At 47.8% G+C, this 13,776-nt stretch carries 13 protein-coding genes; 8 read left to right on the top strand and 5 right to left on the bottom strand.

What is annotated here, in order from left to right:
- The first annotated feature begins 4 nt into the window (after window positions 1-4).
- The 8 genes from A1sIIB60_RS05370 to A1sIIB60_RS05405 are packed head-to-tail and all read left to right on the top strand — an operon-like array spanning window position 5 to window position 9,002.
- Window positions 5-1,576: an acyl-CoA carboxylase subunit beta gene (locus tag A1sIIB60_RS05370; protein ID WP_095671449.1), complete on the top strand. Its 1,572-nt coding sequence runs from the start codon at window positions 5-7 to the stop codon at window positions 1,574-1,576.
- A complete protein-coding gene (locus tag A1sIIB60_RS05375) occupies window positions 1,576-1,761 on the top strand; it encodes a hypothetical protein (RefSeq protein WP_095689411.1) in 186 nt (61 codons plus the stop codon). Before A1sIIB60_RS05370 ends, A1sIIB60_RS05375 begins: the two co-directional genes overlap by 1 nt.
- Complete coding sequence (locus A1sIIB60_RS05380) at window positions 1,761-2,363, top strand: Maf family protein (RefSeq protein ID WP_095689412.1); 603 nt, start codon at window positions 1,761-1,763, stop codon at window positions 2,361-2,363. Before A1sIIB60_RS05375 ends, A1sIIB60_RS05380 begins: the two co-directional genes overlap by 1 nt.
- Complete coding sequence (locus A1sIIB60_RS05385; protein ID WP_095689413.1) at window positions 2,360-4,078, top strand: acetyl/propionyl/methylcrotonyl-CoA carboxylase subunit alpha; 1,719 nt, start codon at window positions 2,360-2,362, stop codon at window positions 4,076-4,078. Before A1sIIB60_RS05380 ends, A1sIIB60_RS05385 begins: the two co-directional genes overlap by 4 nt.
- A 55-nt stretch (window positions 4,079-4,133) precedes the next feature.
- Window positions 4,134-5,765 (top strand): phospho-sugar mutase, encoded by a 1,632-nt coding sequence (locus A1sIIB60_RS05390; protein ID WP_095689414.1) that lies wholly within the window; start codon window positions 4,134-4,136, stop codon window positions 5,763-5,765.
- Window positions 5,762-6,709: a deoxyribose-phosphate aldolase gene (gene deoC / locus A1sIIB60_RS05395; protein ID WP_095689415.1), complete on the top strand. Its 948-nt coding sequence runs from the start codon at window positions 5,762-5,764 to the stop codon at window positions 6,707-6,709. Before A1sIIB60_RS05390 ends, deoC begins: the two co-directional genes overlap by 4 nt.
- 22 nt (window positions 6,710-6,731) lie before the next feature.
- Window positions 6,732-8,165 (top strand): aldehyde dehydrogenase family protein, encoded by a 1,434-nt coding sequence (locus A1sIIB60_RS05400; protein WP_095689416.1) that lies wholly within the window; start codon window positions 6,732-6,734, stop codon window positions 8,163-8,165.
- Complete coding sequence (locus A1sIIB60_RS05405; protein ID WP_095689417.1) at window positions 8,166-9,002, top strand: aldehyde dehydrogenase family protein; 837 nt, start codon at window positions 8,166-8,168, stop codon at window positions 9,000-9,002. It begins immediately after the preceding gene.
- A 3-nt stretch (window positions 9,003-9,005) separates the two neighbouring features.
- Here A1sIIB60_RS05405 and A1sIIB60_RS05410 read toward each other — a convergent pair whose 3' ends face one another.
- From A1sIIB60_RS05410 to trpS, 5 genes are read right to left on the bottom strand one after another with little or no spacing between them, the layout of a single operon-like run.
- On the bottom strand, window positions 9,006-10,100 hold the full coding sequence (locus A1sIIB60_RS05410; RefSeq protein WP_095689418.1) for an adenosine deaminase: 1,095 nt from the start codon (window positions 10,098-10,100) through the stop codon (window positions 9,006-9,008).
- Window positions 10,100-11,398, bottom strand: coding sequence for a thymidine phosphorylase (locus A1sIIB60_RS05415; RefSeq protein WP_095671458.1), 1,299 nt, complete (start codon window positions 11,396-11,398; stop codon window positions 10,100-10,102). Before A1sIIB60_RS05415 ends, A1sIIB60_RS05410 begins: the two co-directional genes overlap by 1 nt.
- Window positions 11,391-11,789, bottom strand: a complete 399-nt coding sequence (locus A1sIIB60_RS05420; protein WP_095689419.1) for a cytidine deaminase — start codon at window positions 11,787-11,789, stop codon at window positions 11,391-11,393. The genes A1sIIB60_RS05415 and A1sIIB60_RS05420 overlap by 8 nt, the downstream gene beginning before the upstream one ends.
- Entirely contained in the window at window positions 11,779-12,768 is a 990-nt protein-coding gene (locus tag A1sIIB60_RS05425; RefSeq protein WP_095689420.1) for a BMP family lipoprotein, read from the bottom strand. The genes A1sIIB60_RS05420 and A1sIIB60_RS05425 overlap by 11 nt, the downstream gene beginning before the upstream one ends.
- Complete coding sequence (trpS, locus tag A1sIIB60_RS05430; protein ID WP_095689421.1) at window positions 12,768-13,766, bottom strand: tryptophan--tRNA ligase; 999 nt, start codon at window positions 13,764-13,766, stop codon at window positions 12,768-12,770. The genes A1sIIB60_RS05425 and trpS overlap by 1 nt, the downstream gene beginning before the upstream one ends.
- Window positions 13,767-13,776 lie beyond the last annotated feature (10 nt).

A 13,776-nucleotide genomic window follows, 5' to 3' on the forward strand; every position in this document is an offset into this window, starting at 1 on the left:
AGCCATGAGCCCAGATCTGCATACAACTTCAGGAAAAATTGAAGATCTCCGACTTCGTGTCGAGGAAGCGGTCCATGCCGGATCAGCGCGCGCCGTTGAAAAGCAGCATGCCAAAGGAAAGTTAACTGCTCGTGAGCGTATTGATCTACTGGTCGATGCTGACTCCTTTACCGAGATCGATGAATTTGCGCGCCACCGTTCTACGCAATTTGGAATGGAGAAGAACCGTCCCTATGGAGATGGTGTTGTAATCGGAACTGCCACAGTTGATGGGCGTCCGATCGCGCTTTACTCACAAGATTTCACCGTTATGGGTGGAAGTCTTGGTGAAGTTCATGCCGAAAAAATTGTAAAGATCGCTGAGTTTGCACTTAAGAGCGGTATCCCATTAATTGGAATAAATGACTCTGGTGGAGCCCGTATTCAAGAAGGCGTGGCATCGCTTAATGGATATGGAAAAATCTTCCGTTTAAATACCCGTTCTTCTGGAGTTATCCCTCAGATCTCTTTAATTCTTGGGCCTTGCGCCGGTGGTTCTGCTTATTCGCCTGCCTTAACGGATTTCACGGTAATGGTTAATGAGACTTCTCATATGTTTATTACAGGTCCTGATGTAATCAAAACGGTTACTGGTGAAGATGTCGATATGGAAGAACTCGGTGGCGCATTTACTCACAATACGCGTTCCGGAAATGCTCATTACCTAGCTGATAGCGAAGCAGATGCTATTGATTATGTGAAGGCACTTCTTTCATATCTGCCATCTAACAATATGGATGGCTCACCGCATCTTCCTCCAACTCAGAACCTAGATGAAAACGCGGCAGATGCTGCGCTAAATACCTTGATTCCAGATAGCCCTAACCAGCCATACGATATGAAGACTCTGATCACCACTCTGGTTGATGAGGGCGAGTTCTTAGAAGTACACGCTTTGTATGCGCCAAATATCGTCGTCGGCTTTGCGCGCATTGAAGGCGAATCAGTTGGCATTATTGCCAACCAACCATCGCAACTTGCCGGCACTTTAGATATCAATTCCAGTGAAAAAGCAGCGCGCTTCTTACGTTTCTGCGATGCCTTTAATATTCCAATTCTTACCTTGGTAGATGTTCCTGGATTCTTACCTGGCACCGAACAAGAGTGGAACGGAATCATTCGCCGTGGCGCAAAGTTGCTTTATGCATACGCTGAAGCATCAGTTCCGCTAGTTACTTTGATTACCCGCAAAGCCTACGGTGGAGCTTTTATCGTTATGGGTTCAAAGTATTTGGGTAGCGATATTAACTTTGCATGGCCGAGTGCGGAAATCGCAGTTATGGGCGCACAAGGTGCGGTAAATATCTTGTACCGCAAAGAGATTGCCGATGCTAAAGATCCAGAGAAGGTTCGTGCAGAGCTAGTTTCTGATTACACCGAGACGCTATCTAATCCATATGCAGCCGCAGAGCGCGGCACCATCGATAGCGTAATTGAGCCTCATCAATCACGAGCCTACATAACCAAAGCCTTCCGTACTTTAAAGACTAAGCGCGATACTTTGCCGGCACGCAAGCATGGGAATATTCCGCTCTAATGAAATTTACAATCACATCTGGCAATCCAACTGATGAGGAATTGCTTGCTCTCAAGGCTGCAATTGATCACCATAAGATTCAGAATTTGGTTCCAGTAATTAAGCGCAGCGTCTTTGGTCTGCCACAATTGCGCCAACCGCTTCCCCATCAGATCACCTTTGGTGCCCGGAGAAAATCTCGCTAATGCCAAAGATAGTTCTTGCTTCACAATCAACTTCGCGCCGCCGCTTGCTGGAGGGCGCTGGAATTAATCCGACGATCATCGTTAGCAACGTAGATGAAGAAACCGATTTCTTTAACGCGATGTCACCGGCTGACATGGTTATTGCGCTAGCCGTGACGAAAGCTCACACAGTTCGCGAGCAGATTGATTACCCCGCGCTGATAATTGGGTGCGATTCAACTTTTGATGTTGACGGCGTCTCATTCGGAAAGCCAGGAACTCCAGATATAGCCCGCGAACGCGCCAAGAAAATTAGCGGTCGATCAGGTTTGCTACATACCGGCCACTGCATTATCGATACCGCTCAGGGACGAGAAATAGCAGATCGAGTTACAACAAAGGTGACTTTTTCAGAGTTAACCGATCACGAGATCGAGGATTACATAGCATCCGGAGAACCGCTTCAAGTTGCAGGTGGTTTTACTCTAGATGGTTTTGGTTCGCCATTTATTCCTGTTATCGAAGGCGATTACACAAATGTGGTCGGGTTATCAATGCCGTTCTTACGATCTGCAATGTCACAACTTGGATACTCTTGGCCAGAAGTTAAGGAGATGCGATGAAACGCGTTCTAATTGCTAACCGTGGCGAAATCGCGCTACGCGTTATTCGCGCTTGTCATGATCATGGACTTGAGAGCGTCGCTGTTTACGCTGAAGAAGATCGCGATGCGCTCCATGTTAAGAACGCAGACTTTGCCTTCTCGCTAAATGGTGTTACTGCTACTCAAACTTATTTAGATATCTCAAAGATCATTGCCGTTGCTAAGAAATCGGGCGCCGATGCTGTGCATCCAGGATATGGATTCCTTTCAGAGCGAGCAGATTTTGCACAAGCAGTTATTGACGCTGGATTGATTTGGATCGGCCCACCTCCTGCCGCGATTAGCGCGTTAGGTGACAAGGTTTCAGCGCGACGAATCGCTGCCAAAGCAGGAGCACCACTAGTCGCCGGAACTAAAGATCCTGTGGCAGGTGCGGAAGAAGTCACCGCCTTTGCAAAAGAACATGGCTTACCTGTCGCAATTAAGGCAGCTTTCGGTGGTGGCGGTCGTGGATTAAAGGTTGCGCACACCATGGAAGAAATTCCTGAACTATTTGCATCTGCTGTTCGTGAGGCTATTGCTGGTTTCGGACGCGGCGAATGCTTTGTAGAACGCTACTTGGATAAGCCTCGTCACGTAGAAACCCAAGTCTTAGTTGATCAACATGGAAACGCAGTAGTTGTTAGTACGCGTGACTGTTCGCTGCAACGCCGCCATCAAAAGCTTGTAGAAGAAGCGCCCGCTCCATTCTTAACTGATGCGCAGAATGAAGAGCTCTACCGCTCAAGTAAAGCGATCATGAAAGAGGCTGGCTATGTGGGTGCCGGTACCTGCGAATTCTTAGTTGGCGCGGATGGAACTATCTCCTTCCTAGAGGTTAATACGCGCCTGCAAGTCGAACACCCAGTCAGCGAAGAAGTAACTGGAATCGACTTGGTACGTGAACAATTTAGAATTGCGATGGGCGAGAAACTTGGTTTCACGGATCCAGAAATTCGTGGCCATTCTCTTGAATTTCGAATCAACGGCGAAGATCCAGGACGTTCATTCCTGCCAGCCCCAGGTCAAATAACACAATGGAATTTACCCTCTGGTCCTGGAGTACGCGTTGATGCGGGATTTAAGAAAGGCGACACAATCGGTGGCAACTTTGATTCACTTCTAGCGAAGTTGATCGTCACTGGCGCAACGCGTAAACAAGCCATCGAGAGAGCACGTCGCGCACTTGCAGAATTTGAAGTGGATGGTTTAGCAACAGCAATCCCATTCCATCGCGCGATTCTGGAAGATCCGGCATACACAGAAGAATTCAAGGTCTATACAAGTTATATTGAAAATGAATTTAAGAACGATATCCCGGCATTTTCCGCCACACCTATTCCTGTAACAACTAAGGTAGCGGCAGAACATTTAGTTGCTGAAGTAAATGGAAAACGCTTCGAGGTAAAACTGCATACGCCAGAACCTGTTGTTAAGCGCCATCGTGCTAAAGAATCAAAGGTAAGCGGTGCAGGTGGATCAGGTTTAGCAAGCCCAATGCAAGGAACAGTAGTAAAAGTTGCAGTTGAAGAGGGCGCTCTTGTTGAGATTGGTGACTTGGTTATTGTCTTAGAGGCGATGAAGATGGAGCAACCACTGCTTGCCCACAAAGCAGGCAAAATCGCTAATCTAAAAGCGGTTATTGGCGAAATTGTTTCAAGTGGCACAGTTTTGTGCGACATTCTTGATGCATAATTTCCTTTCCTAACTCGCAATTCACAAGTTGATTTAATCCAGTTACGCTGGGGCTATGAACGCGCAGCTTTTGGCCGAAGTACAAGCCTGGATAGCCGATGATCCAGACCCAAAGACCGCAGCGGAGTTAGCCAAACTTGTCGCAGCTGGAGATGAAGTAACTTTGAAGAAGTACTTTGCAGGGTTTCTTCAATTCGGAACTGCAGGACTGCGCGGGCCTATTGGCCCTGGTCCTTCATGTATGAATCGCGCTGTTGTAGGGCGCACCGCTGCCGGTTTAGTTGCTTACATGAAAGAGCGCGGACTCAGCCGCGTGGTAATTGGACGCGATGCGCGTTACGGATCAGGAGATTTCACAGAAGAATCTGCGCAGATATTTTCAGGTGCAGGATTTGAGGTATTTGTCCTGCCGCGACCACTTCCAACTCCAGTACTAGCTTTTGCTACCCGTGAACTTAACTGTGATCTCGGCGTTATGGTCACCGCTAGCCATAATCCACCGCAAGATAATGGCTACAAGGTTTATATCGGGCCAACTGCCGACGGTATTGAATACGCCGCATCACAAATCATCAATCCAACTGATGGCTTTATCGCGAAAGAGATTGATTTAGTCAACTCTCTAAAGGATGTACCTAGAGGTAAATCATGGACTGCTTTAGATGATGTAGTTGTAGATAAATATGTTGCGCGTACAGCAAAACTTGCGCCACGACCTGGTTCTCTCAAAATCGTATACACCGCAATGCACGGCGTTGGTACTGAGACTGTAGAAAAGGTATTTGCTAAAGCCGGCTTTCCAAAATTGGTTTTAGTAAGTGAACAAGCGCAACCAGATCCAGATTTCCCAACTGTGGCATTTCCAAACCCAGAAGAACCAGGTGCGATTGATTTAGCGCTAGCCAAAGCGCGCCAAGTTGGCGCCGATTTAGTTATCGCCAATGACCCAGATGCCGATCGCTGCGCTGCTGCAGTAAATGATCCAAATAGTGGTTGGCGAATGCTGCGAGGTGATGAACTCGGCATAATCTTCGGAGAATGGATTGCGCGATCGATGGCGCAAGATAAGACAAAGACCGGCGCCTTTGGTAATTCGATCGTCTCTTCATCTGCGCTGCGCAAGATTGCTGCTCACTATGTAATCGACTTTAAAGAGGTTTTAACAGGCTTTAAGTGGTTAGCCAAAATCGAAGATCTCGCCTTTGGTTACGAAGAAGCGATCGGTTACTCAGTCGATTCTGAGACTGTTAACGATAAGGACGGCATTTCTGCAGCACTTTTCTTAGCTCAAATTGCAACTGATCTAAACGCTGACGGAAAAACGCTCGTAGATCTATTAAATGAGGTTTGGGCACGTCACGGTTTCCATGGCACAGAACAAATCTCAATTCGAGTTAGCGATATGTCCCGCATTACTGAACTTCTGGCGGGATTGCGCAAGAACCCTCCTGCAGAAATTGCCGGTCGTACGGTATCTTCGATTGATGACTTGGCTGCACCTAAAGATGGGCTTCCCCCAACAGATGGCTTACGAATCTGGCTTGATGGAGGAATTCGCATCATTATCCGTCCGAGCGGAACTGAAGCAAAGATGAAGTGCTACATCGAGGTCATAACTAAAGATGAAAAGTCGGCAAACGATCTTTTGAATCAATTGCGCCAACCACTTAAGGATTTTCTCGCATGAGTTTCTACGGAATAGTCGATGGCAGTGAAAGTTCGCTTAAGAACTTTCTCTCACAACTTCCTGGCGTAGACCAAGTCGGCGCTGAAGCGCGCGCTGCCATGTTGGCAACTCGAAGTATCAAGACGACAAGTAAGCGTTGGGCGATAGACACTGCCATTTCAATGGTTGATCTAACAACTTTAGAAGGAGCCGATACTCCGGGAAAGGTTCGCGCGCTTTGCACAAAGGCAGTGCGCCCTGATCCAACTGATTTAACGATTCCAAGTGTTGGTGCGGTCTGCGTTTACAACGATATGGTTTCGATTGCACGAACCCATTTAGATGCGATCGGCGGCAAGCACGTTCCAGTTGCTGCTGTCTCAACTGCATTCCCATCAGGTCGCGCATCAATGGAAGTTAAAATCCAAGATACTCAAGATGCGATCGATGCCGGCGCGGCCGAAATAGATATGGTGATCGATCGTGGCGCTTTCTTATCGGGCAATTTTGGGCTGGTCTTTGATGAGATCGTAAAGATCCGCGAAGTTTGCGGAGATCGTGCACATCTAAAAGTTATCTTTGAAACTGGCGAATTAGTTACCTATGACAATGTTCGCAAAGCCTCATATTTAGCGATGCTGGCTGGCGCAGATTTCATCAAGACTTCAACGGGAAAGGTCGCACCTGCCGCTACTCCCCCAGTTGTCCTTGTGATGTTAGAGGCGGTCCGTGATTTCTATGCGCTGACAAATCGTCGCATCGGAGTAAAGCCTGCCGGCGGAATTAGAAATACTAAAGATGCGATTAAGCAGCTAGTACTAGTAAATGAAACTGCCGGCCCAGAATGGTTAACACCAGAGTTTTTCCGCATTGGAGCCAGTGCGCTACTGAACGACCTTTTGATGCAACGCATGAAAATGGACGATGGCTACTACGCTAGCCCTAACTACGTAACGATCGATTAAGAGAAGGCGCCAAGGATCAGTCATGACTTTCGAATATGCACCAGCACCCGAGTCTCGCGCTATCGTTTCGATTAAGCCGAAGTACGGACACTTCATAGATGGCAAATTTGTTAATGGGCGTAATCACTTTGCCACAATTAACCCAGCAACTGAAGAAGTACTAAGCCAGATCGCTCTCGGCAGCGCCAGCGATGTTGATAAGGCAGTTATTGCAGCACAGAAGGCTTACACAAAAACTTGGTCAAAACTATCTGGCAAAGAACGCGGAAAGTATCTCTATCGAATCGCGCGCATCTTGCAAGAACGTGCCCGCGAATTTGCAGTCCTTGAAACTCTAGATAACGGTAAGCCAATTCGCGAAACCCGCGATATCGATATTCCGCTAGTTGCCGCGCACTTCTTTTATCACGCTGGATGGGCCGATAAATTAGATTACGCCGGCATGGGTAAGTCACCAAAGCCACATGGCGTTGCCGGCCAGATCATTCCTTGGAACTTCCCGTTATTGATGTTGGCGTGGAAGGTAGCGCCCGCACTTGCAACTGGAAATACCGTTGTTCTAAAACCAGCTGAGACAACTTCCCTTACCGCACTTTTATTTGCTGAGGTTTGCCAACAAGCAGAACTTCCAGATGGCGTTGTAAACATTGTTACTGGCGATGGATCTACAGGATCTGCGATCGTTAACCACCCTGGCATCCATAAGATCGCATTTACTGGTTCTACTGAAGTCGGCAAGAAGATTGCTCGCGCCATCGCCGGCACCAATAAGAAAGCCACCCTTGAACTAGGCGGAAAAGGTGCAAATATCGTCTTTGATGACGCCCCTGTCGATGAGACGGTCGAAGGCATTGTTAACGGTATTTTCTTTAATCAGGGACATGTCTGCTGTGCTGGATCACGTTTGATTTTGCAAGAAGGTATCGCAGATGAAGTTACCGAAAAGTTAAAGGCTCGCATGTCAAAGATTCGCGTTGGCGATCCTTTAGATAAGAACACTGATCTGGGCGCTATCAACTCACGCGAGCAGTTAAATAAGATTAATGAACTTTCTGCAGCAGGAGATTCTGAAGGCGCCGAACGCTGGAGCCCGGCTTGCAACCTATCCGATAAAGGTTTCTGGTTTGCACCAACTATCTTTACTGGCGTTACGCAAGCCCACCGCATCGCGCGCGAAGAAATCTTTGGACCAGTACTTTCTATTCTCACTTTCCGCACGCCACAAGAGGCGATCGAAAAAGCAAATAACACTCCATTTGGGTTATCTGCAGGCGTATGGAGTGAGAAAGGCTCGCGAATTCTTTGGGCCACTCAACAACTTCGCGCCGGCGTCATCTGGGCCAATACCTTTAACAAATTTGATCCGACATCACCATTTGGTGGATATAAAGAATCTGGCTGGGGACGCGAAGGCGGAAAACATGGCCTGGCTTCTTATCTGAAGGAGGGAAAGTAAATGTCACGTCTTGAAGTGAAGAAGACTTACAAGCTCTACATCAATGGCGCTTTCCCACGTAGTGAATCAGGGCGCATCTACGAAGTAACCGATGCAAAGGGAAACTTCATCGCTAATCCTGCGCTGGCATCACGTAAAGATCTACGCGATGCAGTTGTGGCAGCGCGCGCAGCGCAACCAGGTTGGGCAAAGGCAACTGCCTACAACCGTGGACAGATTCTCTATCGCATTGCAGAGATGTTAGAAGGTCGCGCAGATCAGATCGCCAATGAAATTTCTGCAACATCTGGCGTAACTCCCAAGAAGGCGCATGAGCAACTTATGGCTGCGATCGATCGTTGGGTTTGGTATGCCGGTTGGAGCGATAAGTTAGCTGCAGCATTTGGCTCAACAAACCCAGTTGCTGGCCCTTATTACAACTTCACTATCCCTGAAGCGCAAGGCGTTATCGCAGTTGCGCCAAAAGATGAATTCTTAGCCTTTATCGATTCCATTGCGCCAGTTATTACATCTGGAAATTCAGTTATCGCCCTAGTGCCTGGTGCATCAGCGGTTCCGGCGATGACCTTTGCCGAAGTATTAGTAACTAGCGATCTACCTCATGGAGTTATAAATATCCTCACTGGTTCACATGATGAGCTTGCTCCTTGGGCGGCATCGCATATGGATATAGATGGCATGGATATATCTGGAATCGATAAGAAGAAACGCGCCGCACTTAAAGAAGCCGGCGCTGAAAACCTAAAGCGGATCCACCACTTTGATGATGCGCAGACTCCAAATCGCATCTATGCATTTATGGAAGCAAAGACGGTCTGGCACCCAATCGGGGTTTAACTATTATTCAGCAGAAATCTTTGCAAAGCCTGGCTTTACGATCTCATCGATAATCGCCAGGCGCTCTTCAAAGGGAATGAACGCGCTCTTTAGCGCATTGATAGTCACGCGCTGCAGATCTAAGAAACTCCAGTTAAATGCCTTAACTAACTCGTTCATTTCGCGGGTCATCGAAGTTGCTGACATTAAACGGTTGTCGGTATTAACTGTTACACGGAAGCGAAGTTTGGCGAGATCTCCGATTGGGTGATCCGCAAAATTTGCAGCAGCTCCCGTTTGAATATTTGAAGAAGGACACATTTCCAATGGGATGCGACGATCACGAACATAAGCGGCAAGTTTTCCAAGGCGCGCAGGTGTATGGTTCAAATCAATATCATCGATGATTCGCACACCATGACCGAGGCGCTCTGCACCGCAGAGTTGAATCGCTTCCCAGATTGAAGGAAGTCCGTACGCCTCACCCGCATGGATCGTGAAGTGAGCATTTTCGCGACGTAAGAATTCAAAGGTATCTAACTGATCACTTGGCGGGAAGCCATCTTCAGGGCCTGCGATATCGAAGCCAACTACGCCACGATCGCGGTATTTAACAGCTAATTCCGCTACTTCTTGCGAAAGTTTATTCTGACGCATTCCACAAAGGAGGAGAACTGCGCGAACCTTGCCTCCAGTTTTAGCAACTTCTTTCTCGCCTTCTTGGAAACCTTGCAAGATCGCTTCAATCGCTTGCGAAAGAGTTAAACCTTTTTCGGTTAACAACTCAGGAGCCATACGAACTTCGGCATAGACAACGCCATCTTCGGCCAAATCAGTTACACACTCACGCGAAACCCGCACAATATCTGCTGGGCGCTGCATTACGGCAACTGTATGCGCGAAGGTTTCGAGATAGCGGACTAGCGAACCTGAATCACATGATGCGCGGAACCACTCGGCTAACTCTGTTGCATCATTCGTTGGGAGTTCGTGGCCAATCTCTTTGGCAATATCAATAATTGTTTGTGGGCGAAGGCCCCCATCCAAGTGATCGTGCAGCAAAGCCTTAGGTAAGCGCTTGACTTGTTCTGGGGTTGGAATCAAATTTAAAGTGCTCATTAACCTATCCGCTCGATTACTAGAGGCAGACGATTTACTGTTCCACCTTCCTTGATGGAAATTGCACCTTCTAGAATTTCTAAGGCGCGTTCAAATCTAGCTGGTTCATCGGTATGCAAGGTAAGTAACGGTGCACCTGCCTGAACATAATCTCCAGGTTTGGCATGCATCTCGATACCTGCACCTGCTTGCACCTTCTCGCCTTGCTTAGAACGGCCTGCGCCTAAGCGCCATGCACTTACGCCGACTTTCATCGCATCCATCGTGGTCATCGTTCCAGAATTTTGAGCGGTGATTACATGTTGTTCGCGTGCAACTGGCAGTTTGGCATCTGGATCTCCGCCTTGTGCGGCAATCATGCGGCGCCAATGATCCATCGCAGAACCATCTTGCAGGGCAACTGCAGGATCTTTTCCAACAATTCCGGCGGCATCGATCATCTCGCGCGCCAAAAGAATGGTTAACTCAACAACATCTGCAGGTCCCCCACCAGCTAAAACCTCAATAGATTCACGTACTTCAAGGGCATTTCCGGCCGTTAGCCCAAGTGGAACATCCATCGCCGTAACGAGAGCACGTGTCTTCACACCAGCATCGATGCCAAGTTGAACCATGGTGCGTGCAAGTTCGGCGGCTTGCTTCGGATCGCTCATAAATGCTCCACTGCCAGTTTTCACATCTAGCACTAGCGCTGAAGTACCTTCGGCAATCTTCTTAGACATAATTGATGACGCAATAAGTGGGATCGCTTCAACTGTCGCTGTTACATCACGCAGTGCATAAAGTTTCTTATCGGCGGGAGCAAGACCAGCACCTGCTGCACAAATTACCGCTCCGGTATCTTGCAATACTTTTAACATCTCTTCATTGGAGAGCGAGGCACGCCAACCGGGAATTGATTCGAGCTTATCGAGCGTGCCACCTGTGTGGCCGAGGCCGCGACCTGAAAGTTGCGGAACGGCGCCACCGCATGCAGCAACTAGCGGCGCCAATGGAAGAGTTATCTTGTCGCCAACGCCACCAGTTGAATGCTTATCTGCAGTTGGGCGATCAAGCATCGACCAGTTCATGCGTTCGCCAGAGTTAATCATCGCCGTTGTCCAACGTGAAATTTCACGGGAGTTCATGCCATTTAGCAAGATCGCCATCAGGAGAGCTGACATTTGCTCGTCAGCAATTACTCCGCGAGTGTAGGCATCAACTGTCCAGTCAATTTGTTTATCGGTAAGTTCGTTGCGATCACGTTTAGCGGCGATAATCTCTACTGCGGCAAATGGTTCGACAGAGTTACTAGTCAAGACGCTTTTCCATCTCTTCTGGGCCAAATGCCCAGGGTAATAGGTCGGCTAAGTTTTTAATTCCATCATCTGTTGCCAATTGCAGTTTTGAGCCGCCGTGTTCTTGAAGAAGTTGGCGACAGCGACCGCACGGCATTAACAAGTTCCCTGAGATATCAACACAGGTAAATGCAATTAAGCGTCCGCCACCAGAGTTAATAAGTGAAGAAACCAATCCGCATTCTGCGCATAAAGTGAGGCCATAACTGGCATTTTCTACGTTACAACCGGTCACGATGCGACCGTCATCTACTAGCGCTGCAACTCCTACTGGAAACTTTGAATACGGCGCATAGGCTTGTTTCATCGCAGCAGTTGCTTGCTCTTTAAGAAGCTCCCAATTAATTTGCATACGCTGCACTCGCTGCCGCATTGATCGCTGCGCTTTGGGCAGCTAACGGCTTAGATTTAATAACAATCTCAATTCCTTTATCGCCGATTCCGTAACGGTGTCCGTAGATGCCGGCTTTAGCATCAATAACATCCGAGAGTTGGCTGTTGTTAATGGCTTTGCCGATAATCGCAGATACTGCGATATCTACTCGTTTAACAACTGAAGCAATTAGATATTTTGAAGTTGCAGGAGTGACGCTTAGATAAAGATCAGGTTCGGTAATAATCAAATTAACTTCAGGGGCGTTCTTCTTACGATTCTTAGATGTGTTTGCCTTAACGATCGCCTCAAATAAACCATCAGCTGATCCAGTTGTTGCATCATAGATAACATCTATACCTAGGGTAATAAGCGCCTTTGCGGAGACCACAGATTCAGTTGCGGTGTATTTCACAAATGAGCGTACGTTCTTCTTTGCTGCTGCAACACCAAGGAGAAATCCATTTTCATAACCATCTGCATTGGAAGGTGTAGTCACCATCGCTACCTTGCCGCTTTTAGTGGCTAGCGCTGCGCTATAGCCCGCTAAGAAAGCCGCTTCGTTCTCAGAGAAGATAATTGATGTGACATTTAAGGAAGGGATTGAAGCATCTCCGATAATCGCAAATTGGGTATTTGGAAATTCAATTGCGAGTGGTTCGATAATTCTTGCGTATTGACCGCCAACTGCAATTATTGTTGTGCAACTCTTGGTAGTGAGTGTGCGGATTCGCTTAGTCCGATCGGCGTTGGTGCCATCAGTAACAACGCTTTCGAATGTAAATGAGTACTGGCTCTGCGCTTTTTTAACGCCGGCAAGAGTTGCATCGTTAAATGAGCGATCTCCTGGCCCACCAGTGTCATAAGCGATACAGATATTGCCTGCTGCACTGGCTTGTGGAGCGCTAAAAATCGAAAGCCCGATTGCAGCTATCGCTAGCGCTGCACGAAACTTCATTAGAGAACCAAGCCTAAATTTTTATAGGTCTGCGCCAGAGTTGCGCTGGCGACGGCGCGCGCTTTATCAGCGCCATCGTGAAGGACCTTGATTAGATGAGCCTCATCCTGCAGAAGTTCCAACGCCTGAGTGCGGATGGGACGTAGGTACTCAACAACTACTTCGGCAACCGCGCCTTTAAAGTCTCCATAACCTTTTCCGGCAAATTCATTCTCTAAATCTGCAACGCTCTTTCCAGAAAGGGTTGAATGGATAGTTAATAAGTTGCTAATGCCAGGTTTGCTTTTTTCATCAAAGGTTACTTCGCGGCCCGCATCAGTAGTCGCGCTCTTAATCTTCTTGGTATTTGCCTCTGGCGTATCCATAATTTCTAAAACACCTGCGACCGAGCCTGCTGATTTACTCATCTTATTTGTTGGCTCTTGTAGATCGTAAATTTTTGATCCAGATTTTAGAATATAACCCTCAGGTATTTTGAAGGTATCGCCAAACTTTGTGTTAAATCGGATCGCTAAATCGCGTGTTAACTCGATGTGTTGACGTTGGTCTTCTCCAACAGGTACTTGATCTGCTTGATAAAGCAGAATGTCGGCGGCTTGCAACATTGGGTAGGTAAAGAGTCCTACGCGCGCAGTATCTGCCCCACCTTTTGCTGACTTATCTTTAAATTGGGTCATACGGTTAGCTTCGCCAAAGCCCGCTATACATTCCATAATCCAACCGAGTTGGTTATGTTCGGCAACATGTGATTGCACAAAGAGCGTAGATTTCTCTGGAGAAATTCCTAAAGCAATCAACTGCGCCGCAGATGAGAGAGTTCTTTTGCGAAGCAGCGCTGGATCGATATCACCGGTTAGGGCGTGCAGATCGACGATGCAGTAGAAGGCATCATTGCCGCTCTGGAGTTCGACCCATTGCTTTAGCGCACCGAGATAGTTGCCCAGGTGGAAGGAGTCACTGGTGGGCTGGATGCCCGATAGAACTCTCTTCTTTGTCATAGTTGTAATT

The organism is Candidatus Planktophila lacus, from assembly GCF_002288385.1.
GTDB classification, from domain to species: domain Bacteria; phylum Actinomycetota; class Actinomycetes; order Nanopelagicales; family Nanopelagicaceae; genus Planktophila; species Planktophila lacus_D.

What these genes read in the sequence shown, in the direction of transcription:
- A1sIIB60_RS05370 (WP_095671449.1), top strand. Translation starts at nt 5, where the DNA reads ATGAGCCCAGATCTGCATACAACTTCAGGAAAAATTGAAGATCTCCGA.
- A1sIIB60_RS05375 (WP_095689411.1), top strand. Translation starts at nt 1,576, where the DNA reads ATGAAATTTACAATCACATCTGGCAATCCAACTGATGAGGAATTGCTT.
- A1sIIB60_RS05380 (WP_095689412.1), top strand. Translation starts at nt 1,761, where the DNA reads ATGCCAAAGATAGTTCTTGCTTCACAATCAACTTCGCGCCGCCGCTTG.
- A1sIIB60_RS05385 (WP_095689413.1), top strand. Translation starts at nt 2,360, where the DNA reads ATGAAACGCGTTCTAATTGCTAACCGTGGCGAAATCGCGCTACGCGTT.
- A1sIIB60_RS05390 (WP_095689414.1), top strand. Translation starts at nt 4,134, where the DNA reads ATGAACGCGCAGCTTTTGGCCGAAGTACAAGCCTGGATAGCCGATGAT.
- deoC (WP_095689415.1), top strand. Translation starts at nt 5,762, where the DNA reads ATGAGTTTCTACGGAATAGTCGATGGCAGTGAAAGTTCGCTTAAGAAC.
- A1sIIB60_RS05400 (WP_095689416.1), top strand. Translation starts at nt 6,732, where the DNA reads ATGACTTTCGAATATGCACCAGCACCCGAGTCTCGCGCTATCGTTTCG.
- A1sIIB60_RS05405 (WP_095689417.1), top strand. Translation starts at nt 8,166, where the DNA reads ATGTCACGTCTTGAAGTGAAGAAGACTTACAAGCTCTACATCAATGGC.
- A1sIIB60_RS05410 (WP_095689418.1), bottom strand. Translation starts at nt 10,100, where the DNA reads ATGAGCACTTTAAATTTGATTCCAACCCCAGAACAAGTCAAGCGCTTA.
- A1sIIB60_RS05420 (WP_095689419.1), bottom strand. Translation starts at nt 11,789, where the DNA reads ATGCAAATTAATTGGGAGCTTCTTAAAGAGCAAGCAACTGCTGCGATG.
- A1sIIB60_RS05425 (WP_095689420.1), bottom strand. Translation starts at nt 12,768, where the DNA reads ATGAAGTTTCGTGCAGCGCTAGCGATAGCTGCAATCGGGCTTTCGATT.
- trpS (WP_095689421.1), bottom strand. Translation starts at nt 13,766, where the DNA reads ATGACAAAGAAGAGAGTTCTATCGGGCATCCAGCCCACCAGTGACTCC.